We start from the raw sequence: 23,940 nt of genomic DNA, 5'->3' as shown, positions 1-23,940 counted from the left end.
CGTTGTCGGGAGCGCATTGAAAATTTGCGCGAAGGTTGCAGCGCCGCCGGACTGTCGGGTGCTGCCCATCGTTCTGGAATCGGAGGCTTCGCCCCGCACTACTTTAGACTATATATTTAATCTACCGCAACCAGAGCGTCAATCGATGCGCGCGGCCGGAGACGCGACATCATGCCATCGTCCGCGACGTCACCCGTGTGAGATTTGCCACAAATGGTCGATGCACCTGCGCATCACGATTTCGCGCGTCGTGGTGCCGCCGGACGATCTACGGCCTGAGACGCCAGCGCCGCAGCGCCACGACGGCCCAGATCGCCTCGACCACGCCGAACGGCCAGGCCCCTTGCAGGAAGCCGTAGGCCGAACCGAGCACGCAGGACATTGCGAACAGCAGCACGAACCAGTGGCTGCGGTCTTCCAGGGCGTAAGTGACCAGCATCGCCGTCACGGCGAACAGGCCAAATAGTGTCAGCGCATCCATGTTCCGGGTTCACTCCGCAGCGCGACGCGTGATATGCGCTAACACCATGCCGGCTCTTATCCTGCCTCTCGTCGATGCTGCAATCCACTGGCCCGAACGCGGCGGGTTGGTCGGCCTTGATCTGGGTACCAAGACCATTGGCGTTGCCGTGTCCAATCCGGACCGCCGGTTAGCGACCGGCGTCGAGACGATCCAGCGCAAGGCGTTCAAGCAGGATGCCGCCCGGCTGCTCGCGATTGCCGGTGAACGCAAGGCCGTCGGCTTCGTGCTCGGCCTGCCCATCAACATGGACGGCAGCGAGGGCCCGCGCGCGCAATCGACCCGGGCGTTTGCCCGCAACCTCGCCGGCCTGACCGTGCTGCCGATCGGTCTCTGGGACGAGCGCCTGTCGACCGCTGCGGTCGAGCGCGAGCTGATCGGCATGGACGTCAGCCGCGCCAAGCGCGCCGAAGTGATCGACGAGCACGCCGCGATCTTCATCCTGCAAGGCGCGCTCGACCGCCTCGCCAATCTGCGCGCAGCTCCGGGGCCAGGCTGATCCATGGCCGTCGTGATCGCGGCGCTCCTCCCCGTCTTCATCCTGATCGTGCTCGGCGTGGTGCTGAGGCGCACCCTGATGCGGCTCGACACGCAATGGAACGGGCTGGAGCGGCTAACTTATTTCGTCCTGTTTCCGATGCTGCTGGTCCAGACGCTGGTAAAGGCCGACCTGTCCAGCGTGCCGGTCGCCGGCGTCGGCGGCGCTCTGCTGCTGTCGGCGCTCGCGATGTCGCTGCTCTGCCTCGCGCTCCGCCCGGCTCTCGCACGGCTCGACATCGACGGTCCCGCCTTCACCTCGATCTTCCAGGGCGCGATCCGCTGGCAGACCTATGTGGCGCTGTCCGTCTCCGCCAACATGTTCGGCGAGGTCGGGCTGGCGCTCGCCTCGGTCGCGATGGTGGCGATCATTCCGCTGGTCAACGTCCTCAGCGTCGCGGTGCTCGCGCACTTCGCCGCGCCGGAGAAGCAATCCGCGCGCGCGATCGTCATGACTGTTGTCCGCAATCCCCTGATCTGGGCCTGCGCGATCGGCCTCGTCATCAATGTCATTCATCTGCCGCTGCCTAGGATCTGGCATGAGGTGGCAGACGCACTCGGCCGCTCCTCCCTCGCCATCGGCCTGCTCGTCACCGGCGCCGGACTGCATCTAAAAGGCCTGCTCCGCCCCAGCGCGGGCGCCGCTATCGGCGTGGTGTTCAAGCTGGTGTTGATGCCGATGGTCGCGCTGGTGCTTGCCGTCTGGTTCGGACTGTCCGGCGACAGCCTCGCCATCGTCGCGATCTGCGCCGCAGTGCCGACCTCGACCAGCGCCTATGTGCTGGCCCGCCAGATGGGCGGCGACGCCCCGCTGCTGGCGCAGATCATCACGCTGCAGACGATTTTGGCGGCGATCACCATGCCGATCGTGATCGCGCTGGTGGCCTAGACCTCCGTCATTGCGAGGAGCTCTTGCGACGAAGCAATCCAGACTGTCTCCGTGGAAGAAGTCTGGATTGCTTCGCTGCGCTCGCAATGACGGAGTATGAAACCTCAGCTCCCCAGCCACATCGTCAGCACCACCGCCGTCAGATTGTTCAGCGCGTGCAGCACGATCGTGAGCCAGAGCGAGTTGCTGCGGTAGCGCATGTAGCCGAACCACAGGCCGATGGAGAAGACCTCGGCGAGGAAGTACAGGTCGTATTGCAGGTGCACGACCGTCCACAGCAGCGACGACAGGATGATCGCGCCGGGCACGCGCAGGAAACTCGCCGACCAGCCGCGATAAAGGAAGCCGCGCGCCAAAATCTCTTCCGACATCGGCGCTGCCACGCTGAATGCGAACAACAGGAAGAAGGCTGCGCCCTTATCGCGGCCAGATTTCAACAGATCGGTCATGAAGCCCGGCGTGGCCTCGCGGCCGAGGCTCCGCGACATCGTCTCCCAGGCCACGACGATCAGGATGAGGCCAACGGCGCCAAACAGGAGTTGCTTCCAGGACGGCCAATGCAGCGCGAGATAGTCGACGAAGGAGGTCTTCTTGATGCGGATGGCAAGCCACACCGCGGCCAGTGTCGCCGGCAGGCCCAATATCACCGACAGCGCGAGCGCCTGCGGCTCGCCGCCGACGAGCTGAAGCGACGCGAGGTCCATCGGCAGGCCACGCTGTACCGCCAGCAGAACGATGGCGCCGATCTGTCCGACGAACATTGCAGCGAAAATGACGACGCCCCATATCGCCGTGCCCCAGAATTTCCAGACGCGCGTCGCCTCGTGCGCTGGCGTCGCAGTCAGCGGCGGATGATCGGGATTGAGCGAGTCCATCAAGGCGCTTTCATTGGGGAGCATTCCGGGCTGGTCGGATTGCGATCTACTTCGTCCGCGGCGGAATCGGGAAATCATAGGCCGCCCCGCCCGCCCCCGGCAGGGAAAAATGCCACCACTCCTTCGCATAGTTCACAAAGCCTTGCCTCGCCATCGCTGCCACGAGCCGCTTGCGCCAGGCGCGCTGGTCCGGACTGATCGACGGTGCGGCGGTGTGCCCTTTCACGTCGGTGCAGTCATAGCCGGTGCCCATGTCGACGCTGCCCTCTGGCGGGCGAGCCTCGACCGGCGCGGTACAGTCAGCGTAGGCCTTTGACGGGTCGTATTTGCCTGAATTGTCGGCCTTGAGATCGACCAGCGTGAGATCGAGCGCGGCGCCCGTCGAATGCTGCGAGCGGCTTGCGATGTAGCCGAGGCGGAACAACTCGGTCTTGGGAATTTTGGGATTGTAGCGCCGCTCGGCGGCCGTCTCGTGGCCGTTCTGCGACCACCTGACCATATCGAGCGAGGCCCGCGCCGGCCGGTAGCAGTCGAACATCTTCAGCGAGAGATTTTGCGCCGCCAGTTCCTGCTGCACCGCCTTCAGCCGCAGCCCCACCTCCCGCTTCACCACGCATTCGCCAGCGCCGTAGCCGGCGAGCGGACGGCCGACGAAATTGTTCGAGGTGGCGTAGCGGATGTCCTGGACGATGCTGGGGTCGATGTCGCGCAGATAGACGAAGCCGCCGGGAAGCGACTGGGCATGGGCGGATGAGATGAAGCCGATTGCTACAAATGCGGTAAGACCTGTTTTCACGATGCCTCCCCGTCCTCCGGCGTCATTCCGGGGCGGCTCGAAGAGCCGAACTATGGTGCGGGCTCCCGCACCAGAGAATCTCGAGATTCCGGGTTCGATGCTTCGCATCGCCCCGGAATGACGACAAGGTACAGATCGGGGGATAACTCCCCGCCCGGGCTTTGGCCCTTGCCCCCCCGGCCATCCCCGCCTATAGCTCTCGCTTTAATGACATCGAAATCGACCTTCGTCCTCGGCCACCGGCATTTGCTGGGCATCGAGGGCCTTTCCGCGGCCGACATCACCGGCCTCCTCGACCTGTCCGAAGAATATGTCGAGCTCAACCGCCAGGTTGACAAGAAGCGCACCGTCCTGCGTGGACGGACGCAGGTGAACCTCTTCTTCGAGGCTTCCACCCGGACCCAATCCTCGTTCGAGCTCGCCGGCAAACGGCTGGGCGCCGACGTCATGAACATGTCGGTGTCCTCCTCGTCCATCAAAAAAGGCGAGACGCTGGTCGACACGGCAATGACGCTCAACGCCATGCACCCGGATATCCTGGTGGTGCGCCATCACGCCTCCGGCGCGGTGGAACTGCTGGCCCGCAAGGTCGACGGTTCCGTAATCAATGCCGGCGACGGCGCGCATGAACATCCGACCCAGGCCCTGCTCGACGCGCTGACCATCCGCCGCAACAAGGGCCGGCTCGAGGGCCTCGTGGTCGCGATCTGCGGCGACGTGCTGCATTCGCGCGTCGCCCGCTCCAACATCATCCTGCTCAACGCGATGGGCGCCCGCGTCCGCGTCGTCGGCCCCTCCACGCTGCTGCCGCCCGGCATCGAGCGAATGGGCGTCGAGGTCGCGCGCGACATGCGCGAGGGGCTCAACGGCGCCGACATCGTCATGATGTTGCGGCTCCAGCGCGAGCGCATGAACGGCTCCTTCGTGCCGTCCACCTCCGAGTATTTCCATTATTTCGGGCTGGACCAGAAGAAGCTCGCCTACGCCAAGCCCGACGCTCTCGTCATGCATCCCGGCCCCATGAACCGCGGCGTCGAGATCGACACTGCGGTCGCTGACGGCGCCCAGTCCCTGATCCGCGAACAGGTGGAAATGGGCGTGGCCGTGCGCATGGCGGTGCTGGAAGCGCTCGCCCGCAACCTGCCGAACGCGTGATGCTCATGTTGACCGACCGCCGACCCATCCTGCTTGCCAATGCCCGCGTCGTCGACCCCTCCCGGGATTTTGATGGCCCCGGCGATGTCCTGATTGCCGACGGCATCATCCGGGAGACCCGCCGCGGCATCGGCGCTGCCGGCGTCCCCGAGGGCACCGACGTCGTCAACTGCGCCGGCAAGATCGTCGCGCCCGGCCTGATCGACATGCGCGCCTTCGTCGGAGAGCCCGGCTTCAGCCATCGCGAGACCTTTGCCTCCGCAAGCCAGGCGGCTGCGACCGGCGGCATCACCACCATCATCTGCCAGCCCGACACTTCGCCCGTCATCGACAACTCGGCGACGGTGGACTTCGTGATGCGTCGCGCCCGCGACACTGCCATCGTCAACATTCAGCCGATGGCGGCGCTGACCAAGGGCATGCGCGGCGAGGAGATGACCGAGTTCGGCCTCCTCAAGGCAGCCGGCGCGATCGCCTTCAGCGACTGTGACAAAAGCGTGATCAATGCGCAGGTGATGCGCCGCGCCTTGACCTATGCGCGCGATTTCGACGCGCTGATCGTGCACTACACCGAGGATCGCGATCTCGTCGGCGAAGGCGTGATGAACGAGGGCGAGTTCGCGTCGCGGCTCGGCCTGATGGGCATCCCGAACGCGGCGGAAGCCGTGATGCTGGAGCGCGACATGCGCCTGGTCGCGCTCACCGGCGGCCGTTATCACGCGGCGTCGCTGACCTGCATCGAGTCGCTCGACGTGCTCAAGCGCGCCCGCGACGCCGGCCTCGCCGTGACCGCCTCGGCCTCGATCAACCACCTTGCGCTGAACGAGAACGACATCGGCCCTTACCGTTCATTCCTCAAGCTGTCGCCGCCGCTGCGCACCGAGGACGACCGCCGCGCGCTGGTCGCCGCCGTCGCCTCCGGCCTCGTCGACGTCATCATGTCCGACCACAATCCGCAGGACGTTGAGGTCAAGCGCCTGCCTTTCGCGGAAGCAGCCCCCGGCGCGATCGGACTGGAGACCATGCTCCCGGCGGGCCTTCGGCTCGTGCATAATGACGAGCTGGGCCTCAAGACGCTGATCCGGGCGATGTCGACCCGGCCGGCCGAGATTTTGGGATTGCCTGGCGGAACCTTGCGTCCGGGCAGCCCCGCCGACGTCATCGTGATTGACCCCGATGTCCCCTGGGTGGTCGATCCCGCCGACCTCAAATCGCCCTGCAAGAACACGCCGTTCGACGAGGCCCGCTTTACAGGCCGCGTGGTGCGCACCATTGTCGGCGGACGGACCGTGTACGAGCATGTCTGACGTGCGGAGCTGCAGCCAGGGAATTTGCAGACATGGCACTTGAATTGTTCCTGCCGGTGGCTTTCGCCATCGGCTACCTGCTCGGCTCGATTCCGTTCGGATTGATCCTGACGAGACTCGGCGGCACACAGGATATCCGCTCGATCGGCTCCGGCAGCATCGGCGCCACCAACGTGCTGCGCACGGGACGCAAGAGCCTTGCCGCGGGGACCCTGCTGCTCGACGCGCTCAAGGGCACCGTCGCGGTGGTGATCGCCGGCTACATCGCCGGTCCCAATGCCGCGATGCTGGCCGGACTCGGCGCCTTCCTCGGCCATCTCTTCCCGGTCTGGCTCAAGTTCCGCGGCGGCAAGGGTGTCGCCGTCTATATCGGCGTCATGCTCGGGCTGTTCTGGCCGGCCGCGCTGGTGTTCTGCCTGCTCTGGTTGGCGACTGCCTTTACCGCCCGCTATTCCTCGCTCTCGGCCCTGGTGGCCTCGTTCATCACCCCGCTGTTCCTGCTGTGGTTCGGCCAACCCGCACTCGCGGCGCTGGCGGCAGTGCTGACGCTGCTGCTGTTCTTCGCACATCGCGAGAACATCAAGCGACTGCAATCGGGCAAGGAAAGCCGGATCGGCGAGAAGGCATAAGCCGGGAATCCACGGATACCGCGGCACCCCTTCTGCATTATATCCAAATGGTGTTCGCAACTTGCAGCCGAATCACGGCTGTATGGACGAACGGGTTCCTGGCTTGGCCCTGATCGTGGGCATGGCTCTACGCGGTTGCTCAGAATGAGCGAGAAGATTGTCGGCGCGCATGTTGAAGGTGGCTTGCAGGGCACTGCGGCAAGCCGGATGCTCTCGACGACGGACATCTGGTCCGCTGGGCCCTTCCCGCTTGTCACACCGGAGGCTGCTTCCGTCTCGCCACCATCGCGCGAGCCCGACCCGATCGTGCAAGCGCGGACACCAGTCGAAATTGTAGCTGTCGCAGCGCCCATCGCGCAGGATCGGGCGCCGGGGCAATGGCCGCCGCAAAAACTGTCGCTGGCGCTTCAGGGCGGCGGCACCTTCGCCGCCTTCACCTGGGGCGTGCTGGAGCGGCTGCTGGAAGAGCCGTCCATCGCGATCGACACCATCAGCGGCGCCAGCGCCGGCGCCATCAACGCGCTGCTGCTCGCCTCCGGTTTCGCCGAGGGCGGCCGTGAAGGCGCGCGCGCGCGGCTCAACCGGTTCTGGATCCGGCTGATGCACGAGGCCTCGTTCCGATCGCTGATGCTGATCGGCGGCTTCTCGCCGGCGGGAAGCTCGGTCGCGTTCGGTCCGACGCTGCGCTCCGGCCAGTTCGATCCGTTCGATCTCGATCCGCTGCGGCAGGCGCTGTCGCGCGACATCAACTTTTCCGCCTTGCGCGATCCGCGCTGCCCGAAGCTCCTGATCGCGGCGACCCGGATCCGCGACGGGCAGCAGCAGATCTTCCGCAACGACATGATCACCGCAGACGTCGCGCTGGCCTCGACCTGTCCACCGCTGGTTCATTGCGCGGTGGAGATCGACGGCGAGGCTTATTGGGACGGCGGCCTCGGCGGCAATCCGCCCCTGCTGCGGCTCGTGCAGGACACGGCGAGCACCGAAATCCTGCTCGTCCAGGTCACGCCGGCGCGCGACAGCTACGTGCCGATCACGCTCGCCGCGATCGACCGCAGGCTGGATCAGATCGCGGCCAACGCCGCCCTCAATGCCGAAATCGCGGCGATGGAATGGGCGCAATCGCAGACCGGATCGTCGTTGCGGCTCTCCAGGATCGCCGCGGAAGATTTCGTCGACGGCCTGGCGCAGCGCTCGTCCACCGATCTCGGCCGCGGCTTCATTCGCGCGCTGCACCGGAGCGGCCGCGAGGCCGCCGGGCGCTGGCTCAAGCAAGGTACCGATCACAGCGCAGCGCCGGCCGCATCCGGCCAGCGCATCGTCGCCCTCGAACCTGTGCTAGCCTGATTTCGCCAGCGCCTGCTCCAGGAACCACGCCGTCGCCAGCGCATGCGCGTCGTTGCCGAAGCGCGCAATCACCTGCACGCCGATCGGCAGGCCATTGGCCTTGAGCACCGGCACGTTGACGCAAGGGTTGCCCATCAGCGTCCAGAGCCTGTTGTAGCGGGGGTCGCCGGTGCTCGCGAGCTCCTTGGCCGGCGGCGTGCCCGGCGCCGAATAGGTCAGCAGCACGTCGAACCGCTCGAACAATTCGCCAAGCTCGCGGCGCCCGCGACGGCTGACCCGGCGTGCGTCGTCATAGTCCTTGGGTGTGAGACCGACCGTCGCATCGAGACTGGCGCGCAGCATCGGCGCGATCTCGTCGTGGCGTTCGGAAAATTCCCAGGCGAGCGCGCGATGCGCCTCGAAGTCCTGAATGATCGGATGGATGCGCCAGGCCTCCTGCACCGCCTGCGGCAGATCGATGGTCTGCACGCTGGCGCCGGCCTTCTCGGCGGCCTTGATCGCGGCCTGCAGCCCCTCCTCGGCGGCCGGCTCCACGTCGCCGGCAAACTCCTGCCGGATAACGCCGATGCGCGGCGCCGTCGCCGGGACAATGCCAGTGAATTCGGTGCGGCCGGACATCGCCAGCAGTCCCCGCGCGAGATCTTCCGCGCGCGCGCCGAACAGGCCGACCGTGTCGAGCGCCCACGAATAGCATTTGACGCCGACCGTCGGCAGCATCCGGAACGACGGCTTGATCGCGGCGGTCCCGCAATAGGCCGCAGGCCGGATCACCGAGCCGCCGGTCTGGGTCCCCAGTGCCAGCGGGATCATGCCGGCACCGACCGCCGCGGCCGAGCCCGAGGACGAGCCGCCCGGCGTATGGCCGAGATTGTGCGGATTGAGCGTCGGGGTCGGATCGCGCGAGGCGAACGCCGTGGTCGTGGTCTTGCCGATGATGGTGGCGCCTGCCCGCTTCAGCATCATCACGACAGGCGCATCCGCGCGCGGCTGCCAGCCGCGATAGATCGACGATCCCATCTCGGTCGGGAAATCCGCGGTGTCGATGATGTCCTTGATCCCGACCGCGATGCCGCGCAGCGGCCCAGAAGCTTGCGCCTTCGCGGAGCTGTCGTGACGGACGAAGGCATGGACGTCCTTCTCCCTGGCCTCGATGGCTGCATGCGACTGGGCAATGGCGGCATCGGGCGAAAGCTCGCCCGCTTCGATACGGCGCTGGAGGTCGGCGAGTGAGATCATGGGTATTCCTAAGTAAAGATGCCTCGGTCGCTAAACGGCAGAGGTAGGCCGTGCTCATCCAGTGTGGCCTTGTAATGATTGAGGTACGACCAAAGCCGGTTTCTAAGCTCGTTGGCATTCTTGTACGCTTCTGACGACTGGTCGATGGCCGAACAGGCGTCATCTGCCATGCAGCAGAGCGTGTGGAGCGCGTCGCCCTGAATCAGCATCCCGGGAAAATGCCGTCCCGGGTGACGCATCACCGCCGCGTTCGTGGTATCAGCGAAAATCTCGACCGGTGCGACACGCATTCCAATGCCTCAGAAACCAATCCGCTTGGTGACCATCCATTTATTCGGGTGCTGTGGCCGGGTCCACCCCCTTCCATACGCCCTCAGGTTGTTCCATGCTGTGCCTGCAAGGAGCCGCCGTGGACGCCATCAATCCAAGTGTAGAGCTGACCGAAGCCGACAGGATCGACCGCCTGCGGCTGATCCGGTCCGACAATGTCGGACCGCGCACTTTTCGGTCGCTGGTCGATCATTTCGGCACGGCGCGCGCGGCGCTGGAGCGGCTGCCGGATCTCGCACGCCGTGGCGGTGCGCAGCGATCGGCGCGCATCTGTAGCGCCGACGAGGCGAAAACCGAGCTCGCCGCCAGCCGCAAATTCGGCATCGCCTGGCTCGCGCCCGGCGAGGACGGCTATCCGGCGCGGCTGGCAACGCTCGACGATGCGCCCCCGTTGCTCGCCGTACGCGGCGACAATGCAACGCTGGTGCGGCCGATGATTGCGATCGTCGGCTCGCGCAATGCCTCCGGTGCAGGCTTGAAATTCGCCGGTCAGCTCGCCCGCGAGCTTGGTGAAGCCGGCTTTGTCGTCATCTCCGGCCTCGCCCGCGGCGTCGATCAGGCCGCGCACCGCGCCAGCATCGAGAGCGGCACCATCGCCGTGCTCGCCGGCGGACATGACTGCATCTACCCGCCGGAGCATGGCGATCTCATCGCCGCGATCCTCGACCGCAAGGGTGCTGCGATCTCCGAGATGCCGCTCGGCCATGAGCCGCGCGCCCGCGACTTCCCCCGTCGCAACCGGCTGATCTCGGGCGCCGCGCTCGGCGTGGTCGTGGTCGAGGCGGCGCACCGCTCGGGCTCGCTGATCACCGCGCGCATGGCGGCCGAACAGGGCCGCGAAGTGTTCGCGGTGCCGGGCTCGCCGCTCGATCCGCGCGCCGCCGGCACCAATGATCTGATCAAGCAGGGCGCGACGCTCGTCACCGAAGCCGCCGACGTCGTCAACGCAGTCGCACCGATCATGGAGCGGCCGCTGATGCGCACCGCGCGCGAGCCCGACAGCGAGCCGTTCGAAAGCGATCCGCAAGGACACGACCGCGATCAGATCACCGGTCTGCTCGGCCCTGCCCCTGTCACGATCGACGATCTCGTGCGGATGTCCGGCGCCTCGCCTGCCATCGTGCGCACCGTGCTTTTGGAGCTCGAGCTCGCCGGCCGGCTCGAACGCCACGGCGGTGGCCTTGTCTCGCTGCTTTAAGGAGTGTTCCGCTCGTCGAAGCGCGTGCGCGCCGAGGCGATCTGCTGCTGATGCGTGATCGCCCATTCGCCGAGTGCCTTCACCGGCTGCTGCAATCCGCGGCCGAGATCGGTCAGCTCGTAATCCACCCGCGGCGGAATGGTCGGGAAGATCGTGCGCGTGACCAGGCCGTCGCGCTCGAGCCCGCGCAGTGTCAGGGTCAGCATCCGCTGCGAGATGCCGTTGATCATGCGCTTGAGCTCGTTGAAGCGCTTGGGTCCATCACTCAGCATCATGATCACGAACACGCTCCATTTGTCGCCGACGCGCGCGAGGATCGAGGCGACGCCACGGCAGTCCGCGTGGTCGCGATCCGGCATCGGCGTGGCAGGCAAATCGACGTGCGCAGGTTTCAAAGATGTGCCCATGGCTCAAAAAGGTGCGTTCTTGCGGGGATTTCGATAGTCACTCATGGAGCTCTGGTTACAAACTTATACCAGGGTGATCCCGAATGAAACTCCTCCACATCGACTCCAGCGTGCTCGGCCCCCACTCCGTCTCCCGGCAGGTCTCGGCCGCCATCGTCGACCGTCTCAGGCAGGCGACGCCATCGCTGGACATCGTCTATCGCGACCTGACGCAGAGCCCGCTCGCCCATCTCTCCGGCTCGCATCTGGCGGCCGCGCAAGGCGCGCCTGCGCCAGCGGAACTCGGCCCCGACCTCGCCGCCAGCAAGGCCGCGCTGGACGAGTTTCTTGCGGCGGACATCGTCGTGATCGGCGCGCCCATGTACAATTTCACGATTCCGAGCCAGCTCAAGGCCTGGATCGACCGGGTCCTGGTGGCGGGGAAGACATTCAGCTACGGGGCCAACGGCCCGCAGGGCCTTGCCGGCGGCAAGCGCGTAATCTTCGCGATCTCGCGCGGGGGCTATTACGGCGCCGGCTCGCCAGCCGCGTCGCTGGAGCACCTCGAAAGCTATCTGCGGGGCGTGTTCGGCTTCATGGGCATCCATCATCCCGAATTCATCAGCGCCGACGGAATCCAGGTCGGGCCGGAGCATCGCGAGAAGTCGCTCGCAAGCGCGCTCGAGGCGGCAACTGCCCTGCGCGCGGCCTGAGCGAAAGCGCCAATCATCAGCCGCCGCAACTCGGTCGCGGCGGCTGATCGAGCGGTGCGCGATCGGCGAAGCTAAAACCAGGCGCCCTGAATGCCGAGGATGACGGCGACGAGCGAAACGAACAGGCCGATGCCGGCAAAAAGAGCGACCCCGATGAACTCGGAGGTGTCGGAACGCTTGGCGGGAACGGTGTAATTTTCAGTGTAAATACGCGGTGCTGAAATCGGGGAAATAATACGAGCTGCCTTTGGCATATCGGGCTCCCTTGAAATGAGTCTCGTGACCCCTGCCCGTAAAAGGGTCTTGGCAGCCAAAGCGAAGGTTCAAAGCCTCACGCAACGTTCAGAAAATACAGCTCGCGAGAAGTGGGGATCGGCCGGCGCAACCGCTTTGCGTGCACCGACCGATTCAATTTTCACTTCAATTGATCAGCCGCGATAGATCGGCGCACCGCTCGGCGAGGCGACCGCACCGCCGTCGACGAAGATTTCCTGGCCCTGCACATGCGCGGAATCGTCGGAGGCGAGGAACAGCACCGTCTTCGCGACGTGATCTGTTTCGCCAATGCGCCCCAGAGGCGTCGTCAGCGCGATCCGCTTCTCAAACGCCTTCTCGGCTTCGGGCGTCGCGGTCGCAGGTCCCCAGATGGGCGTGCGGATCGCACCGGGCGCGACCACGTTGACGCGAATGCCGCGCGGCGACAGTTCTGATGCCATGATCCGCGCCATCGCCCGCACGCCGGCCTTGGCGGCGCCATACGCCGAATAGCCGGGAATGCCGAGCACGGAGATCACCGAGCCGTTGAGGATGATCGAGGCGTTGTCGTTGAGATAAGGCAACGCGGACTGAACGGTGAAGAACACGCTGGTCAGATTGGTGCTGATGACCTTCTCGAAGACCTCCAGCGTGGCCGACCCCAGCGGGGTGCCGCCGGCGATACCGGCATTGGCGAACACGATGTCGAACTTGCCGAATTTTTCCGCGCCCTTCTTGATCGCAGCTTCGGTCGCGGCAATGTCGGTGGCGTCGGCGGCCAGCGCGAGCCCGTTCGGCCCGAGCTCCTTCGCGGCCGCCTCGAGCGTCTCCTTGTTGCGCCCGGTGATCACCACCTTGGCGCCCTCGGCCACGAACAGCTTTGCCGTCGCCAGTCCAATGCCGCTATTGCCGCCGGTGATCAGGGCCGTCTTGTTCTTCAGTCTCACGTTCGCCTCCAGTGGTTGCATCATAAAACTATGATTGCCATCTAGGGCGTATGGTTTTATGATGCAACCACACAAGCGCGTGATCGGCTCTGAGATCGGGCGATCGCGAAAGGACGAAGCAATGGTGAAACGAACGAGCTTCGAGGGCGATACCTGTCCGATCGCACGCTCGCTGGAAGCGATCGGCGACCGGTGGTCGCTGCTGATCATCCGCGAGGCGCTGTTCGGCCTGCGCCGCTTCGGCGAGTTTCAGAGCAAGCTCGGCATGGCCAAGAACATCTTGTCGGCACGGCTGGGCTCACTCGTGGACCACGGCATTTTAGCAACCGCCCCCGCGTCCGACGGCAGCGCCTATCAGGAATATGTGCTGACGCCGAAGGGCCGCGGCGTCTTCCCGGTGTTGGTAGCGCTGCGCCAATGGAGCGAGGAATTCGACGATCGCCCGTCGGAGATCGCGACCATCCTGGTCGATCGCGAGAAAGGCCGCCCGGTGCGCAAGCTGGAGCTGCGCGCGGAGGACGGGCGATTGCTGACGCAAGCCGATACCACACTGAAGCCGCGGCCCGCTCCGCGCCGGCGGTTAGCGGGATAAGGATGCACCGCCACCCCAACCGTCATTGCGAGCGCAGCGAAGCATCCAGAATGTGACCGCGGTGGGACTCTGGATTGCTTCGCTTCGCTCGCAATGACGGCGTGGCGGGACTTGTACAAGACATCGACAGCGTCAAAGATGGCGAGGTCCCACCAAAGTGGCACCACCATGCCTCTGCTCGCCATCATCTACTTTTCCATCTCCGGCACCACCGAGACGCTGGCGCATGCGCTTGCGCGCGGAGCGGATGGCAAGGCGCAGGTCACGCTCTGTCGTATCACCGGCGGCGACATCGTATCAGGCCGCTTCCAGAATGAGAGCTTACTGGAGACGATCGACCGCGCCGACGCGGTTGCGTTTGGCAGCCCGACCTATATGGGCGGACCAGCCGCTCAATTCAAAGCGTTTGCCGATGCTTCAAGTGATCGATGGAGCCGGCAGCAATGGGCCAACAAGATCGCAGCCGGGTTCACGACGGGCGCCTGCGCAGGCGGCGATCAACTCCACACACTGTCCTACTTTTCCATTCTGGCCGCGCAGCACGGCATGCTCTGGTGCGGACTGGATATTCCGGGTGGGGAGGACCCGAGCGGCCGCAATCGCTTAGGCAGCCAGCTTGGCCTTGCGTCGCATCTGGTCGACAGCTCCTTGCCTCAGAGCGACCTCACCACGGCCGAATATCTCGGCCAGCGATTGGCCAAAATGGCAAGCCGCAACGGCTAACCGCACCGTCGTTGGAGCAGCACATCGCCCTCTTCACGAGAGCTTGCGCTTGCTCCGCAGCCGCAGATGCTCGTCGGCCTCGAGCTTGGTCATGCCCAGGAGATAATGCAGCACGTCGAGCTTGTGCCGCTCGGCAAGCTTGCGCAGTGCCCCGACCTGCTCGGCGATGAAGGCGACCGCCTCCTCGACGCCGCCCTCCCCCGGTTCCTCGTGACGCGAGCCTCCAGCCGCGCGCGATGCGGCGCCCGCCCGTTTCTTTCCTGGCTTAGTCACCAGCCCCCACCCGAATCCATGCCCCGCAGAAACATTACGCCGACATCGGCCGCAACTCAAAGGTGGTGTTTTGCAACTTTCTCGATATGAAACTTTTCCCATCTGGATGGCTTTCAACACCCCTCGATTTGACAGCGAGGGCCTCACCACCCATGTTCGGGACGAAAGGGCCGACCCGAATCTCATCGAATTCGGCCCCAAATTTCCCCATAAGTTACTGGAACTACATGAATATCGTCATTGTGGAGTCGCCGGCGAAAGCCAAGACGATCAACAAGTATTTGGGCTCGTCCTACGAGGTTCTGGCCTCGTTTGGCCATGTCCGCGACTTGCCCGCGAAGAACGGCTCCGTCGATCCCGACGCCAATTTCAAGATGATCTGGGAGGTCGACCCCAAGGCGGCCGGCCGGCTCAACGACATTGCCAAGTCCCTCAAGAACGCCGATCGCCTGATTCTGGCCACCGACCCTGATCGCGAGGGCGAGGCCATCTCCTGGCACGTGCTGGAGGTCCTGAAAGAGAAGCGTGCGCTCAAGGACCACAAGATCGAGCGCGTGGTGTTCAACGCCATCACCAAGCAGGCGGTCACGGACGCCATGAAGCATCCGCGCCAGATCGATGGTGCGCTGGTCGACGCCTATATGGCGCGCCGCGCGCTGGACTATCTGGTCGGCTTCACCCTCTCCCCCGTGCTGTGGCGCAAGCTGCCGGGCGCCCGCTCGGCGGGCCGCGTGCAGTCGGTCGCGCTGCGGCTGGTCTGCGACCGCGAGCTCGAGATCGAAAAGTTCGTTGCGCGCGAATACTGGTCGCTGATCGCGACCCTGCTGACGCCGCGCGGCGACGCCTTTGAGGCACGTCTCGTCGGCGCCGACGGCAAGAAGATCCAGCGCCTCGACATCGGCACCGGCGCGGAAGCCGAGGACTTCAAGAAAGCGCTGGAAGCCGCCAGCTACGCCGTGACCGCGGTCGATGCCAAGCCGGCCCGGCGCAATCCGCAGGCGCCCTTCACGACCTCGACGCTGCAACAGGAAGCCAGCCGCAAATACGGCTTCGCGCCGGCGCACACCATGCGCATCGCGCAGCGGCTCTATGAGGGCATCGACATCGGCGGCGAGACCACCGGACTCATTACTTATATGCGGACCGACGGCGTGCAGATCGATCCGTCCGCGATCACCCAGGCACGCAAGGTGATCGGCGAGGATTACGGCAACGCCTATGTGCCGGAAGCGCCGCGCCAGTACCAGGCCAAGGCCAAGAACGCCCAGGAAGCCCACGAAGCGATCCGGCCGACCGACATGTCGCGCCGCCCCGACAGCATGAGCCGCAAGCTCGAGTCCGACCAGGCGAGACTCTATGAACTGATCTGGAAGCGCACCATCGCGAGCCAGATGGAATCGGCCGAGCTGGAACGCACCACGGTCGACATCACGGCGAAAGTTGGCGGCCGCACGCTGGACCTGCGCGCCACCGGCCAGGTCGTCAAGTTCGACGGCTTCCTCGCACTTTATCAGGAAGGCCGCGACGACGAGGAGGACGAGGACTCCCGCCGCCTGCCCGCGATGAGCCCCAGCGATGCGTTGAAGCGGCAGTCGCTGGCCGTCACCCAGCACTTCACCGAGCCGCCGCCGCGCTTCTCCGAAGCCTCGCTGGTCAAGCGCATGGAAGAGCTCGGGATCGGCCGGCCCTCGACCTATGCCTCGATCCTCCAGGTCCTCAAGGACCGCGGCTACGTCAAGCTCGAGAAGAAGCGCCTGCACGGCGAGGACAAGGGCCGCGTCGTGGTCGCTTTCCTCGAAAGCTTCTTTGCCCGCTACGTCGAATACGACTTCACCGCCAATCTGGAAGAGCAGCTCGACCGCATCTCCAACAACGAGATCTCCTGGCAGCAGGTGCTGAAGGATTTCTGGACCGGCTTCATCGGCGCGGTCGACGAGATCAAGGATCTGCGCGTGGCGCAGGTGCTCGACGTGCTCGACGACATGCTGGGCCAGCACATCTATCCGCCCCGCACCGATGGCGGCGACATCAGGCAATGTCCGAGCTGCGGCAACGGACGGCTCAATCTGAAGGCCGGCAAGTTCGGCGCCTTCGTCGGCTGCTCGAACTATCCGGAATGCCGCTATACCCGTCAGCTCGCCGCCGACGGCGAGGCCACGGCCGATCGTTCGCTCGGCCAGGACCCGGATACGGGTCGCGATGTCTGGGTCAAGGCCGGCCGTTTCGGGCCCTACATCCAGCTCGGCGAACAGAAGGATTATGCGGAGGGCGAGAAGCCGAAGCGAGCGGGCATTCCGAAGGGGACTTCCCCTGGAGATGTCGAACTCGAGCTTGCGCTCAAGCTGCTGTCGCTGCCGCGCGAGATCGGCAAGCATCCGGAAACCGGCGAGCCGATCACGGCAGGTCTCGGCCGCTTCGGCCCGTTCGTAAAACACGAGAAGACCTACGCGAGCCTGGAGGCCGGCGACGAAGTGTTCGACATCGGTATCAACCGCGCCGTGACGCTGATCGCGGAGAAGATCGCCAAGGGCCCGAGCCGCCGCTTCGGCGCCGATCCCGGCAAGGCGATCGGCGATCATCCCACCCTCGGCACCGTCACGGTGAAGGGCGGCCGCTACGGCGCCTATGTCACGGCGGGCGGCGTCAATGCGACGATCCCGAGCGACATCGAGAAAGATGCCATCACGCTGCCGCAGGCGATCGCGCTGATCGACGAGCGCGCGGCCAAGGGCGGCGGCAAGAAACCGAAGAAGGCGGCGAAGCCGGCCAAGGCCAAGAAGGCTGCGGCGAAGGCCGCCGACGGCGATGACGCCGCGCCAAAAACCAAAAAGCCGGCCGCGAAGAAGGCGGCCAAACCCAAATCCGAATCCACCAGCAAGGCGCGCGCCGCCGTGTCGTCGACGGCCAAAACGTCGCCGACCAAGGCAGCTGGCGCCAAAGCTCCGGCCAAGAAAAGTGCCGGCACCAAATAGAGGTTAAGTGAAACGCAAGAATGACCGTGGCTTTCCCGACAGGGCAGCCATCGTCGCCTTCATTAAGGCAAATCCTGGAAAGGTCGGAACCCGCGAAATTGCACGCGAGTTTGGCCTGAAGAACGCCGACCGCATCGAGCTCAAGCGCATGCTGCGCGAGCTCGCCGACGACGGGCTCGTCAAGAAAAAGCGCCATACGATTTCAGAGCCGGACAGCCTGCCGCCGACGCTGGTCGCCGACATCACCGGGCGCGACGCCGACGGCGAGCTGGTCGCCTCCCCGACCGAATGGGACGAGGTCGAAAGCGGCGAACCGCCAAAGATCCTCATCACAATGCCGCGCCGGCCCAAGCCCGGCACCGCGGCCGGCGTCGGCGATCGCGCGCTGCTGCGGGTCGAGCGCTCCGATGAGACCGAAGGCCCGGCCTATCGCGGCCACATCATCAAGGTCTTCGACAAGACCAAGAGCCGCATCCTCGGCGTCTTCCGCAGCCTGCCCGAAGGCGGCGGACGGATCATCCCCGTCGACAAGAAGTCCGCCGACCGCGAGCTGAACATCGCCCCGACCGAGACGCACGGCGCGCAGGACGGCGATCTCGTCAGCGTCGACATCATCCGCTCGCGCGGCTTTGGGCTGGCATCGGGCCGCGTCAAGGAGAAGCTCGGCTCGGTCAAGTCGGAGAAGGCGATCAGCCTGATCGCGATCTACGCGCACGACATCCCGCTGCAATTCCGCCCCGCGGCGGAGCGCGAGGCCGAAGCGGCGGAGCCGGCCACTTTGAAGGGGCGCGAGGACTGGCGCGACGTGCCGCTCGTCACCATCGATCCGCCGGATGCCAAGGATCACGACGACGCGGTGCACGCGCAGCCGGATCCTGATCCCAACAACAAGGGCGGCTTCATCGTCGATGTCGCCATCGCCGATGTGAGCTTCTACGTGCGGCCGGGCACCGCGCTCGACCGCGACGCGCTCGATCGCGGCAACTCGGTCTATTTCCCCGATCGCGTCGTGCCGATGCTGCCGGAGCGCATCTCCAACAATCTGTGCTCGCTGGTGCCGGGCGAGCCGCGCGGCGCGCTCGCAGTGCGGATGATCATCGGCCCCGACGGGCGGAAACGCTCGCACAGCTTCCATCGCATCCTGATGCGCTCCGCAGCCAAGTTGAACTATGCCCAGGCGCAGGCCGCGATCGACGGCCGGCCGGACGACACCACGGGCCCCCTGCTCGATCCGATCCTGCGGCCGCTCTATGCCGCCTATGCCTGCGTCAAGCGCGCACGCGACGAGCGCGATCCGCTCAACCTCGATCTGCCCGAGCGCAAGATCCTGTTGAAGAGCGACGGCACCGTCGACCGCGTCGTCGTCCCCGACAGGCTCGACGCGCACAAATTGATCGAGGAGTTCATGATCCTCGCCAATGTCGCGGCGGCCGAGATGCTCGAGAAGAAGTCGCTGCCGCTGATCTACCGCGTGCATGACGAGCCGACCCTGGAAAAGGTCCACGCGCTGGCGGAATTCCTGGAGACGCTGGACGTTCCGTTCGCGAAAGGCGGCGCGCTCCGCCCCGCTTTGTTCAACCGCGTACTGGCGCAGCTCGAAGGCCACGACCACTTTCCGCTCGTCAGCGAGGTCGTGCTGCGCGCCCAGGCGCAGGCCGAATACTCCTCGGAGAACTACGGTCATTTTGGCCTGAATTTGCGCCGCTACGCGCATTTCACCTCGCCGATTCGCCGCTATGCCGACCTTGTCGTGCACCGTGCGCTGGTTCGCGCGCTCGGCCTCGGCGAAGGCGCGCTGCCCGACACCGAGACGCCGGAAACGTTGAGCGAGGTCGCAGCCCACATCTCGGTCACCGAGCGGCGCGCGATGAAAGCGGAGCGCGAGACCGTCGACCGCCTGATCGCGCACCATCTCGCCGACCGCATCGGTTCGAGCTTCCAGGGCCGCGTCTCCGGCGTCACGCGCGCCGGCCTGTTCGTCAAGCTCGCCGAGACCGGCGCCGACGGCCTGATCCCGATCCGCTCCCTCGGCACGGAATATTTCAACTATGACGAGGGCCGCCATGCCCTGGTCGGCACGCGCAGCGGCACCATGCATCAGCTCGGTGACGTCGTTGACGTCCGCCTGATTGAAGCAGCCCCCATCGCAGGCGCGCTACGCTTCGAGCTGCTGTCGTCATCGTCCGGCGAGACCGCGCCGCGGGGCCGCAGGTCATCCGGTCCGCAGCGCCGCCCCTCGTTCAAGGCGCACCCCGGGCGCAGTCCCGACAAGAAGCGCAAGCCGGACAAGCCGAAGAAACCCGGCAAGGGCAAAAAGGCCAAGGGAAAAAGCAAGGGCAAGGGCCAGAAGGGCAAGGCATGGTGAGCGCAGCCCCGAAGATCTGGACCCGCGAGACCGGCCTCGTCGAGAAGCGTGACGTCTTTGCTGCGATGAGGCGCGGCTTTCGCGGCCGCTGCCCGCGCTGCGGCGAGGGAAAGCTGTTCCGCGCCTTCCTGAAGACCGCGGACAATTGCTCGGTCTGCGGCCTCGATTTCACGCCGCATCGCGCCGACGATTTGCCCGCCTATCTCGTCATCGTCATCGTCGGGCACATCGTGGTGCCGGCTATTCTGTGGATCGAGACCAACTACACCACGCCGGTCTGGATCAGCTTCGCGGCCTATCTGCCGTTCACCTTCGTCGCCTCGCTCGCCCTGCTGCAGCCGGTGAAGGGAGCCGTGGTCGGATTGCAATGGGCTCTGCGCATGCATGGCTTTGACGAGAACCCGACCGATGGTATTCCGCCGGTGTAAGCAAAATAAGCAAAAGTGGTTTGGGTGAGGACATGACGGGTACGGCGCAGGCGGAAAAGGCGAAGATCCACGAGGGCAAGGAAGCCGACCATCATCCCTATTTCCGCCCGCGGGATGCGGCGACACTGATCCTGGTCGATCGCAGCGGCACAACTCCAAAAGTCCTGGTCGGCAAGCGCCACGACAACGTGGTGTTCATGCCCGGAAAGTTCGTCTTCCCCGGCGGCCGTGTCGACAAGGACGATTATCGCGTGCCGTGCGCGGCGCCGGTCACCGCCGAGTTGGAAGCCAATCTCGCCAAGGGCAGTCCGAAGACGCCGGCCTCGCGCGCGAAGTCGCTCGCGGTTGCCGCGATCCGCGAGGCCTGCGAGGAAACGGGTCTCTGCCTGGGACGCAAAGCCGAGGGCAAGGCAAAACTGGAAGGCCCCTGGAAGCCGTTCGCCGATGCGGGCCTGTTGCCCGATCCCTCCAGCCTGTTCCTGATCGCGCGCGCGATCACTCCGCCCGGCCGCGTCAAGCGGTTCGACACGCGCTTCTTCACGGCGGACGCCTCCGCGATCGCCCATCGCGTCGACGGCGTGATCCATGCCGATGCCGAGCTGGTCGAACTGGTCTGGGTCGAGCTCGGCTCAAAGCCACTCGCCGACCTGCATCCGATGACGCGCAACGTGCTCAACGAGCTCGACGCGCGCCTTGCCACCGGCCCGCTCCGCCATGATGCGCCGGTGCCGTTCTTCCATTTCTACGGCGGCAAGATGCAGAAGGATATTTTGAGCTAAAGAGTATCCAAGCGAAGTGGAGACCGGTTCGCGTCTCGTGAAGCTCACGAAACAGGTGGTCGTCATGCCCGGGCTTGTCCCGGGCATCCACGTTCTTTGCGCCATGCGGTGAGGCGTGGATGGCCGGGACAAGCCCGGCCATGACGATGTGGAAGCTTGAGCGCCTGGCCCGATGGATGCTCACCTTCCGGGGTGCGAGCTCGGAATGACGCGAATGTGCTGAGCGGCCACTCAAAAACAAAATAATCTTCCCGCCTCCCCCGATGGCGGAGTTCCAGGGCATGCCTATGTCTTCCGGAACGACACCAAGAACGGACACCGGGCGATGGCACAACGGCAACTCAAGCTTGGCGCGTTCATGCGCCCGATCAGCATCCACACCGGCGCCTGGCGCTATCCCGGGGCCTGGCCGGACGCCAATTTCAACTTCGGCCACATCAAGACGCTGATCCAGAAGCTCGAGGCCGGCAAGTTCGACGCCTTCTTCATGGCCGATCACCTCGCCGTCTTGAACATGCCGGTCAATGCGCTCAAGCGCAGCCACACGGTCACCTCGTTCGAACCTTTCACGCTGTTGTCGGCGCTCTCCGCCGTCACCGAGCGGATCGGCCTGATCGCGACGGGCTCGACCACATTCGACGAGCCCTATCACGTCGCGCGGCGCTTCGCCTCGCTCGACCATCTCAGCGGCGGCCGTGCGGGCTGGAACATCGTCACCACATCGAACCCGGATGCGGCGCTGAATTTCGGTCTCGACGACCACATGGAGCACGCCGAGCGCTACAAGCGCGCCCGCGAGTTCTACGACGTCGTCACCGGCCTGTGGGATTCCTTCGCCGACGACGCCTTCGTGCGCGACGTCGAAAGCGGCGTGTTCGTCGATCCCGCCAAGATGCATGTGCTCGACCACCAAGGCAAATATTTGAAAGTGCGCGGTCCCCTCAACATCGCCCGGCCGGTCCAGGGCTGGCCGGTGATTGTGCAGGCTGGCGCCTCCGAGGACGGCCGGCAGCTCGCCGCCGAGACCGCGGAAGCCGTCTTCACCGGCGGCGGCAGCCTTGCCGACAGCCAAAAGCTTTATGCCGACGTCAAGGGCCGCATGGCGAAGATCGGCCGCGACCCTGAGCACCTCAAGATCCTGCCCGGCGCCTTCGTCGTGGTCGGCGACAGCGTCGACGAGGCCAGGGAGAAGCGCGCGCTGCTCGACAGCCGCGTGCACTACGACAGCGCCATCGCCTCGCTTTCGGTCGTTCTCGGCACCGATGCCTCCGGCTTCGATCCGGATGGACCGCTTCCCGAAATCCCCGAGACCAATGCCAGCAAGAGCGGCCGGCAGCGCATGGTCGACCTCGCCGCCCGCGACAAGCTCACCGTGCGCCAGCTCGCCCAGCGCGTCGGCGGCTATGGCGGGCTGTCCTTCGTCGGCACCGCCAAAACCATCGCCGACCAGATGGAGGAATGGCTGGTCGGGCGCGGCTCCGACGGCTTCAACATCATGTTCCCGTTCCTGCCCGCCGGCCTCGACGATTTCGTCGACAAGGTGGTCCCGGAGCTGCAGCGCCGCGGGATTTTCCGGAAAGAGTACGAAGGGCCCACTTTGAGAGAGAATCTGGGCCTGCCCCGGCCTAAAAACCGGTTCTTCGAGGCGTAATCGGGCCGATTTGAGTGGTTTCCGACCCCTAAAATCTTGACATCAAGCCGTTTCTGGCTAGGTTGCCGGCCAACGCGGGCCATTTGGCCGGCTCCAGATTCCCTTCATTCCTGAGGTTCTGAACATGGCCAAAGCGGTCACCATCAAGGTCAAGCTCGTGTCCTCGGCCGACACCGGCTTCTACTACGTCGCCAAGAAGAATTCGCGCACCATGACCGACAAGCTGGTCAAGAAGAAGTACGACCCCGTCGCGCGCAAGCACGTCGAATTCCGCGAAGCCAAGATCAAGTAAGCAAGATCGCGGAACGTAGAAGACTTTCGCGGGGCCCTTTCGGGCCCCGTTTCATTTTGCGCCCAGCCTCTCGGGTGCCGGACGCGCTGCGGCCGTTACCCGGCCATCCATCGTCGCTGCAACCACGGGCTCAGCCCGAGCACGCCGAGGTGACCAAGCGGCAGTTCGACGACGTTCTTCGTAGGCAGGTATCGACGCGCCCTCTCCGCTAACGCCTGGCTGCGGGCTCGCGGAACGAGACGGTCAAAACGTCCAACGACAATCCGGCTATCCCGGTGGACACTGTGGATCGAATCGATCGGGTTGAGATTCCTGAGCGCGATAGAGAAATCATTCCGCGAAAATCCCATGCGCACCGCATCGCGCTGGACCGTACGCGCAGCCGGGCTCGACCATATCATGAGGTCCCCCCTGTCAGCCGACGCGAAGCTCCAGAGCGGTACGCCGAGCGCTGCAGCGACAAGCGTCGCCGGAACTGTCCCCATGCTGTAGCCCACGACGGCCCGCGGCAGGTCATGCAAACGTGCACGCCGAACCGCAATGTCGACCATGTCGCCGATGCGAGCCGCACAGATCAGGGGATTTGGGCAGACCACATCGTCTGGCAGGCGGTAACAGGCGGCGAACGCGGAGTTCGGAATTAATCCGACCTTCTGCGCCAGCCCAAACCCCGTTCGCCACGGCAGGAAGTAGATCGGCCCTGTCCGGGCGCTGCCTTCCAGAATTGCGAACTGGTCCACCGGCC

26 protein-coding genes are annotated in these 23,940 nt (G+C 65.2%); 16 read left to right on the top strand and 10 right to left on the bottom strand.

What is annotated here, in order from left to right; genetic code table 11:
* Nucleotides 1-268: 268 nt before the first annotated feature.
* On the bottom strand, nt 269-481 hold the full coding sequence (locus tag AC0L3P_RS22755) for a hypothetical protein (RefSeq protein WP_275167901.1): 213 nt from the start codon (nt 479-481) through the stop codon (nt 269-271).
* A gap of 46 nt (nt 482-527) precedes the next feature.
* Here AC0L3P_RS22755 and ruvX point away from each other — a divergent pair, with 46 nt between their 5' ends.
* Nucleotides 528-1,019 (top strand): Holliday junction resolvase RuvX, encoded by a 492-nt coding sequence (ruvX, locus tag AC0L3P_RS22750; RefSeq protein WP_275167902.1) that lies wholly within the window; start codon nt 528-530, stop codon nt 1,017-1,019.
* Nucleotides 1,020-1,022: 3 nt separating this feature from the next.
* The gene (locus tag AC0L3P_RS22745; protein ID WP_275167903.1) at nt 1,023-1,946 is read left to right on the top strand and encodes an AEC family transporter; all 924 of its coding nucleotides are present in this window, start codon (nt 1,023-1,025) and stop codon (nt 1,944-1,946) included.
* Between the two features lie 104 nt (nt 1,947-2,050).
* Here AC0L3P_RS22745 and AC0L3P_RS22740 read toward each other — a convergent pair whose 3' ends face one another.
* On the bottom strand, nt 2,051-2,821 hold the full coding sequence (locus AC0L3P_RS22740; protein ID WP_275168398.1) for a CPBP family intramembrane glutamic endopeptidase: 771 nt from the start codon (nt 2,819-2,821) through the stop codon (nt 2,051-2,053).
* Between the two features lie 46 nt (nt 2,822-2,867).
* Nucleotides 2,868-3,617 carry a M15 family metallopeptidase gene (locus AC0L3P_RS22735; protein WP_275167904.1) on the bottom strand — a complete coding sequence of 250 codons (750 nt, stop codon included), beginning with the start codon at nt 3,615-3,617 and terminating at the stop codon, nt 2,868-2,870.
* A gap of 207 nt (nt 3,618-3,824) precedes the next feature.
* Here AC0L3P_RS22735 and AC0L3P_RS22730 point away from each other — a divergent pair, with 207 nt between their 5' ends.
* The 4 genes from AC0L3P_RS22730 to AC0L3P_RS22715 all read left to right on the top strand — a co-directional run bounded on the left by AC0L3P_RS22730 (nt 3,825) and on the right by AC0L3P_RS22715 (nt 8,055).
* A complete protein-coding gene (locus AC0L3P_RS22730) occupies nt 3,825-4,772 on the top strand; it encodes an aspartate carbamoyltransferase catalytic subunit (protein ID WP_007603315.1) in 948 nt (315 codons plus the stop codon).
* Between the two features lie 5 nt (nt 4,773-4,777).
* The gene (locus AC0L3P_RS22725; protein WP_275168399.1) at nt 4,778-6,079 is read left to right on the top strand and encodes a dihydroorotase; all 1,302 of its coding nucleotides are present in this window, start codon (nt 4,778-4,780) and stop codon (nt 6,077-6,079) included.
* A 32-nt stretch (nt 6,080-6,111) separates the two neighbouring features.
* Nucleotides 6,112-6,708 carry a glycerol-3-phosphate 1-O-acyltransferase PlsY gene (plsY, locus tag AC0L3P_RS22720; protein ID WP_275167905.1) on the top strand — a complete coding sequence of 199 codons (597 nt, stop codon included), beginning with the start codon at nt 6,112-6,114 and terminating at the stop codon, nt 6,706-6,708.
* A gap of 144 nt (nt 6,709-6,852) precedes the next feature.
* A complete protein-coding gene (locus tag AC0L3P_RS22715) occupies nt 6,853-8,055 on the top strand; it encodes a patatin-like phospholipase family protein (protein ID WP_275167906.1) in 1,203 nt (400 codons plus the stop codon).
* On the opposite strand, the gene AC0L3P_RS22710 is transcribed toward AC0L3P_RS22715, so the two are convergent.
* Both AC0L3P_RS22710 and AC0L3P_RS22705 read right to left on the bottom strand, forming a co-directional pair.
* A complete protein-coding gene (locus AC0L3P_RS22710; RefSeq protein WP_275167907.1) occupies nt 8,047-9,291 on the bottom strand; it encodes an amidase in 1,245 nt (414 codons plus the stop codon). The two genes, AC0L3P_RS22715 and AC0L3P_RS22710, sit on opposite strands and share 9 nt — an antisense overlap.
* 8 nt (nt 9,292-9,299) lie before the next feature.
* Complete coding sequence (locus tag AC0L3P_RS22705) at nt 9,300-9,581, bottom strand: DUF6959 family protein (protein ID WP_275167908.1); 282 nt, start codon at nt 9,579-9,581, stop codon at nt 9,300-9,302.
* Nucleotides 9,582-9,676: 95 nt separating this feature from the next.
* On the opposite strand from AC0L3P_RS22705, the gene dprA reads away from it, so the two are divergent.
* On the top strand, nt 9,677-10,819 hold the full coding sequence (dprA, locus tag AC0L3P_RS22700; protein ID WP_473305142.1) for a DNA-processing protein DprA: 1,143 nt from the start codon (nt 9,677-9,679) through the stop codon (nt 10,817-10,819).
* Here dprA and AC0L3P_RS22695 read toward each other — a convergent pair.
* Nucleotides 10,816-11,226 carry a winged helix-turn-helix transcriptional regulator gene (locus tag AC0L3P_RS22695; protein ID WP_275167910.1) on the bottom strand — a complete coding sequence of 137 codons (411 nt, stop codon included), beginning with the start codon at nt 11,224-11,226 and terminating at the stop codon, nt 10,816-10,818. The two genes, dprA and AC0L3P_RS22695, sit on opposite strands and share 4 nt — an antisense overlap.
* A gap of 83 nt (nt 11,227-11,309) precedes the next feature.
* On the opposite strand from AC0L3P_RS22695, the gene AC0L3P_RS22690 reads away from it, so the two are divergent.
* Nucleotides 11,310-11,918 carry an FMN-dependent NADH-azoreductase gene (locus AC0L3P_RS22690; protein ID WP_275167911.1) on the top strand — a complete coding sequence of 203 codons (609 nt, stop codon included), beginning with the start codon at nt 11,310-11,312 and terminating at the stop codon, nt 11,916-11,918.
* A gap of 71 nt (nt 11,919-11,989) precedes the next feature.
* Here the strand turns inward: AC0L3P_RS22690 and AC0L3P_RS22685 are convergent, their stop codons facing one another.
* Together AC0L3P_RS22685 and AC0L3P_RS22680 are read right to left on the bottom strand one after the other, a co-directional pair.
* On the bottom strand, nt 11,990-12,172 hold the full coding sequence (locus tag AC0L3P_RS22685; RefSeq protein WP_275167912.1) for a hypothetical protein: 183 nt from the start codon (nt 12,170-12,172) through the stop codon (nt 11,990-11,992).
* A 174-nt stretch (nt 12,173-12,346) separates the two neighbouring features.
* Nucleotides 12,347-13,120: an SDR family oxidoreductase gene (locus AC0L3P_RS22680; RefSeq protein WP_275167913.1), complete on the bottom strand. Its 774-nt coding sequence runs from the start codon at nt 13,118-13,120 to the stop codon at nt 12,347-12,349.
* Between the two features lie 121 nt (nt 13,121-13,241).
* Here AC0L3P_RS22680 and AC0L3P_RS22675 point away from each other — a divergent pair, with 121 nt between their 5' ends.
* Together AC0L3P_RS22675 and AC0L3P_RS22670 are read left to right on the top strand one after the other, a co-directional pair.
* Nucleotides 13,242-13,712 carry a winged helix-turn-helix transcriptional regulator gene (locus AC0L3P_RS22675; protein WP_275167914.1) on the top strand — a complete coding sequence of 157 codons (471 nt, stop codon included), beginning with the start codon at nt 13,242-13,244 and terminating at the stop codon, nt 13,710-13,712.
* 168 nt (nt 13,713-13,880) lie between these two features.
* Nucleotides 13,881-14,435 carry a flavodoxin family protein gene (locus tag AC0L3P_RS22670; RefSeq protein ID WP_275167915.1) on the top strand — a complete coding sequence of 185 codons (555 nt, stop codon included), beginning with the start codon at nt 13,881-13,883 and terminating at the stop codon, nt 14,433-14,435.
* A gap of 33 nt (nt 14,436-14,468) precedes the next feature.
* Here the strand turns inward: AC0L3P_RS22670 and AC0L3P_RS22665 are convergent, their stop codons facing one another.
* Nucleotides 14,469-14,708, bottom strand: a complete 240-nt coding sequence (locus AC0L3P_RS22665; RefSeq protein ID WP_007603303.1) for a hypothetical protein — start codon at nt 14,706-14,708, stop codon at nt 14,469-14,471.
* Nucleotides 14,709-14,935: 227 nt separating this feature from the next.
* Here AC0L3P_RS22665 and topA point away from each other — a divergent pair, with 227 nt between their 5' ends.
* From topA to rpmG, 6 genes are all read left to right on the top strand, one after another.
* On the top strand, nt 14,936-17,680 hold the full coding sequence (gene topA / locus AC0L3P_RS22660) for a type I DNA topoisomerase (RefSeq protein WP_275167916.1): 2,745 nt from the start codon (nt 14,936-14,938) through the stop codon (nt 17,678-17,680).
* Nucleotides 17,681-17,687: 7 nt separating this feature from the next.
* Nucleotides 17,688-20,045, top strand: coding sequence for a ribonuclease R (rnr, locus tag AC0L3P_RS22655; RefSeq protein ID WP_275167917.1), 2,358 nt, complete (start codon nt 17,688-17,690; stop codon nt 20,043-20,045).
* Nucleotides 20,039-20,473: a DUF983 domain-containing protein gene (locus tag AC0L3P_RS22650; protein WP_275167918.1), complete on the top strand. Its 435-nt coding sequence runs from the start codon at nt 20,039-20,041 to the stop codon at nt 20,471-20,473. Before rnr ends, AC0L3P_RS22650 begins: the two co-directional genes overlap by 7 nt.
* Before the next feature lie 32 nt (nt 20,474-20,505).
* On the top strand, nt 20,506-21,252 hold the full coding sequence (locus AC0L3P_RS22645; protein WP_275167919.1) for an NUDIX hydrolase: 747 nt from the start codon (nt 20,506-20,508) through the stop codon (nt 21,250-21,252).
* Nucleotides 21,253-21,577: 325 nt separating this feature from the next.
* Nucleotides 21,578-22,903, top strand: a complete 1,326-nt coding sequence (locus AC0L3P_RS22640; RefSeq protein WP_275167920.1) for an LLM class flavin-dependent oxidoreductase — start codon at nt 21,578-21,580, stop codon at nt 22,901-22,903.
* Between the two features lie 124 nt (nt 22,904-23,027).
* On the top strand, nt 23,028-23,195 hold the full coding sequence (rpmG, locus tag AC0L3P_RS22635; RefSeq protein ID WP_007603295.1) for a 50S ribosomal protein L33: 168 nt from the start codon (nt 23,028-23,030) through the stop codon (nt 23,193-23,195).
* 95 nt (nt 23,196-23,290) lie between these two features.
* Here rpmG and AC0L3P_RS22630 read toward each other — a convergent pair whose 3' ends face one another.
* Nucleotides 23,291-23,935 (bottom strand): hypothetical protein, encoded by a 645-nt coding sequence (locus AC0L3P_RS22630; protein ID WP_275167921.1) that lies wholly within the window; start codon nt 23,933-23,935, stop codon nt 23,291-23,293.
* Nucleotides 23,936-23,940: the final 5 nt, after the last annotated feature.

This window comes from Bradyrhizobium sp. WSM4874, assembly GCF_055811835.1.
This window is presented reverse-complemented; position numbering and strand designations above follow the sequence as displayed.

Excerpts from the sequence above, each read along its gene's own strand:
- AC0L3P_RS22755 (WP_275167901.1), bottom strand. The coding sequence starts at position 481 with ATGGATGCGCTGACACTATTTGGCCTGTTCGCCGTGACGGCGATGCTG.
- ruvX (WP_275167902.1), top strand. The coding sequence starts at position 528 with ATGCCGGCTCTTATCCTGCCTCTCGTCGATGCTGCAATCCACTGGCCC.
- AC0L3P_RS22745 (WP_275167903.1), top strand. The coding sequence starts at position 1,023 with ATGGCCGTCGTGATCGCGGCGCTCCTCCCCGTCTTCATCCTGATCGTG.
- AC0L3P_RS22740 (WP_275168398.1), bottom strand. The coding sequence starts at position 2,821 with ATGGACTCGCTCAATCCCGATCATCCGCCGCTGACTGCGACGCCAGCG.
- AC0L3P_RS22730 (WP_007603315.1), top strand. The coding sequence starts at position 3,825 with ATGACATCGAAATCGACCTTCGTCCTCGGCCACCGGCATTTGCTGGGC.
- AC0L3P_RS22725 (WP_275168399.1), top strand. The coding sequence starts at position 4,778 with ATGTTGACCGACCGCCGACCCATCCTGCTTGCCAATGCCCGCGTCGTC.
- plsY (WP_275167905.1), top strand. The coding sequence starts at position 6,112 with ATGGCACTTGAATTGTTCCTGCCGGTGGCTTTCGCCATCGGCTACCTG.
- AC0L3P_RS22715 (WP_275167906.1), top strand. The coding sequence starts at position 6,853 with ATGAGCGAGAAGATTGTCGGCGCGCATGTTGAAGGTGGCTTGCAGGGC.
- AC0L3P_RS22710 (WP_275167907.1), bottom strand. The coding sequence starts at position 9,291 with ATGATCTCACTCGCCGACCTCCAGCGCCGTATCGAAGCGGGCGAGCTT.
- AC0L3P_RS22705 (WP_275167908.1), bottom strand. The coding sequence starts at position 9,581 with ATGCGTGTCGCACCGGTCGAGATTTTCGCTGATACCACGAACGCGGCG.
- dprA (WP_473305142.1), top strand. The coding sequence starts at position 9,677 with ATGCTGTGCCTGCAAGGAGCCGCCGTGGACGCCATCAATCCAAGTGTA.
- AC0L3P_RS22695 (WP_275167910.1), bottom strand. The coding sequence starts at position 11,226 with ATGGGCACATCTTTGAAACCTGCGCACGTCGATTTGCCTGCCACGCCG.
- AC0L3P_RS22690 (WP_275167911.1), top strand. The coding sequence starts at position 11,310 with ATGAAACTCCTCCACATCGACTCCAGCGTGCTCGGCCCCCACTCCGTC.
- AC0L3P_RS22685 (WP_275167912.1), bottom strand. The coding sequence starts at position 12,172 with ATGCCAAAGGCAGCTCGTATTATTTCCCCGATTTCAGCACCGCGTATT.
- AC0L3P_RS22675 (WP_275167914.1), top strand. The coding sequence starts at position 13,242 with ATGGTGAAACGAACGAGCTTCGAGGGCGATACCTGTCCGATCGCACGC.
- AC0L3P_RS22670 (WP_275167915.1), top strand. The coding sequence starts at position 13,881 with ATGCCTCTGCTCGCCATCATCTACTTTTCCATCTCCGGCACCACCGAG.
- topA (WP_275167916.1), top strand. The coding sequence starts at position 14,936 with ATGAATATCGTCATTGTGGAGTCGCCGGCGAAAGCCAAGACGATCAAC.
- AC0L3P_RS22650 (WP_275167918.1), top strand. The coding sequence starts at position 20,039 with ATGGTGAGCGCAGCCCCGAAGATCTGGACCCGCGAGACCGGCCTCGTC.
- AC0L3P_RS22645 (WP_275167919.1), top strand. The coding sequence starts at position 20,506 with ATGACGGGTACGGCGCAGGCGGAAAAGGCGAAGATCCACGAGGGCAAG.
- AC0L3P_RS22640 (WP_275167920.1), top strand. The coding sequence starts at position 21,578 with ATGGCACAACGGCAACTCAAGCTTGGCGCGTTCATGCGCCCGATCAGC.
- rpmG (WP_007603295.1), top strand. The coding sequence starts at position 23,028 with ATGGCCAAAGCGGTCACCATCAAGGTCAAGCTCGTGTCCTCGGCCGAC.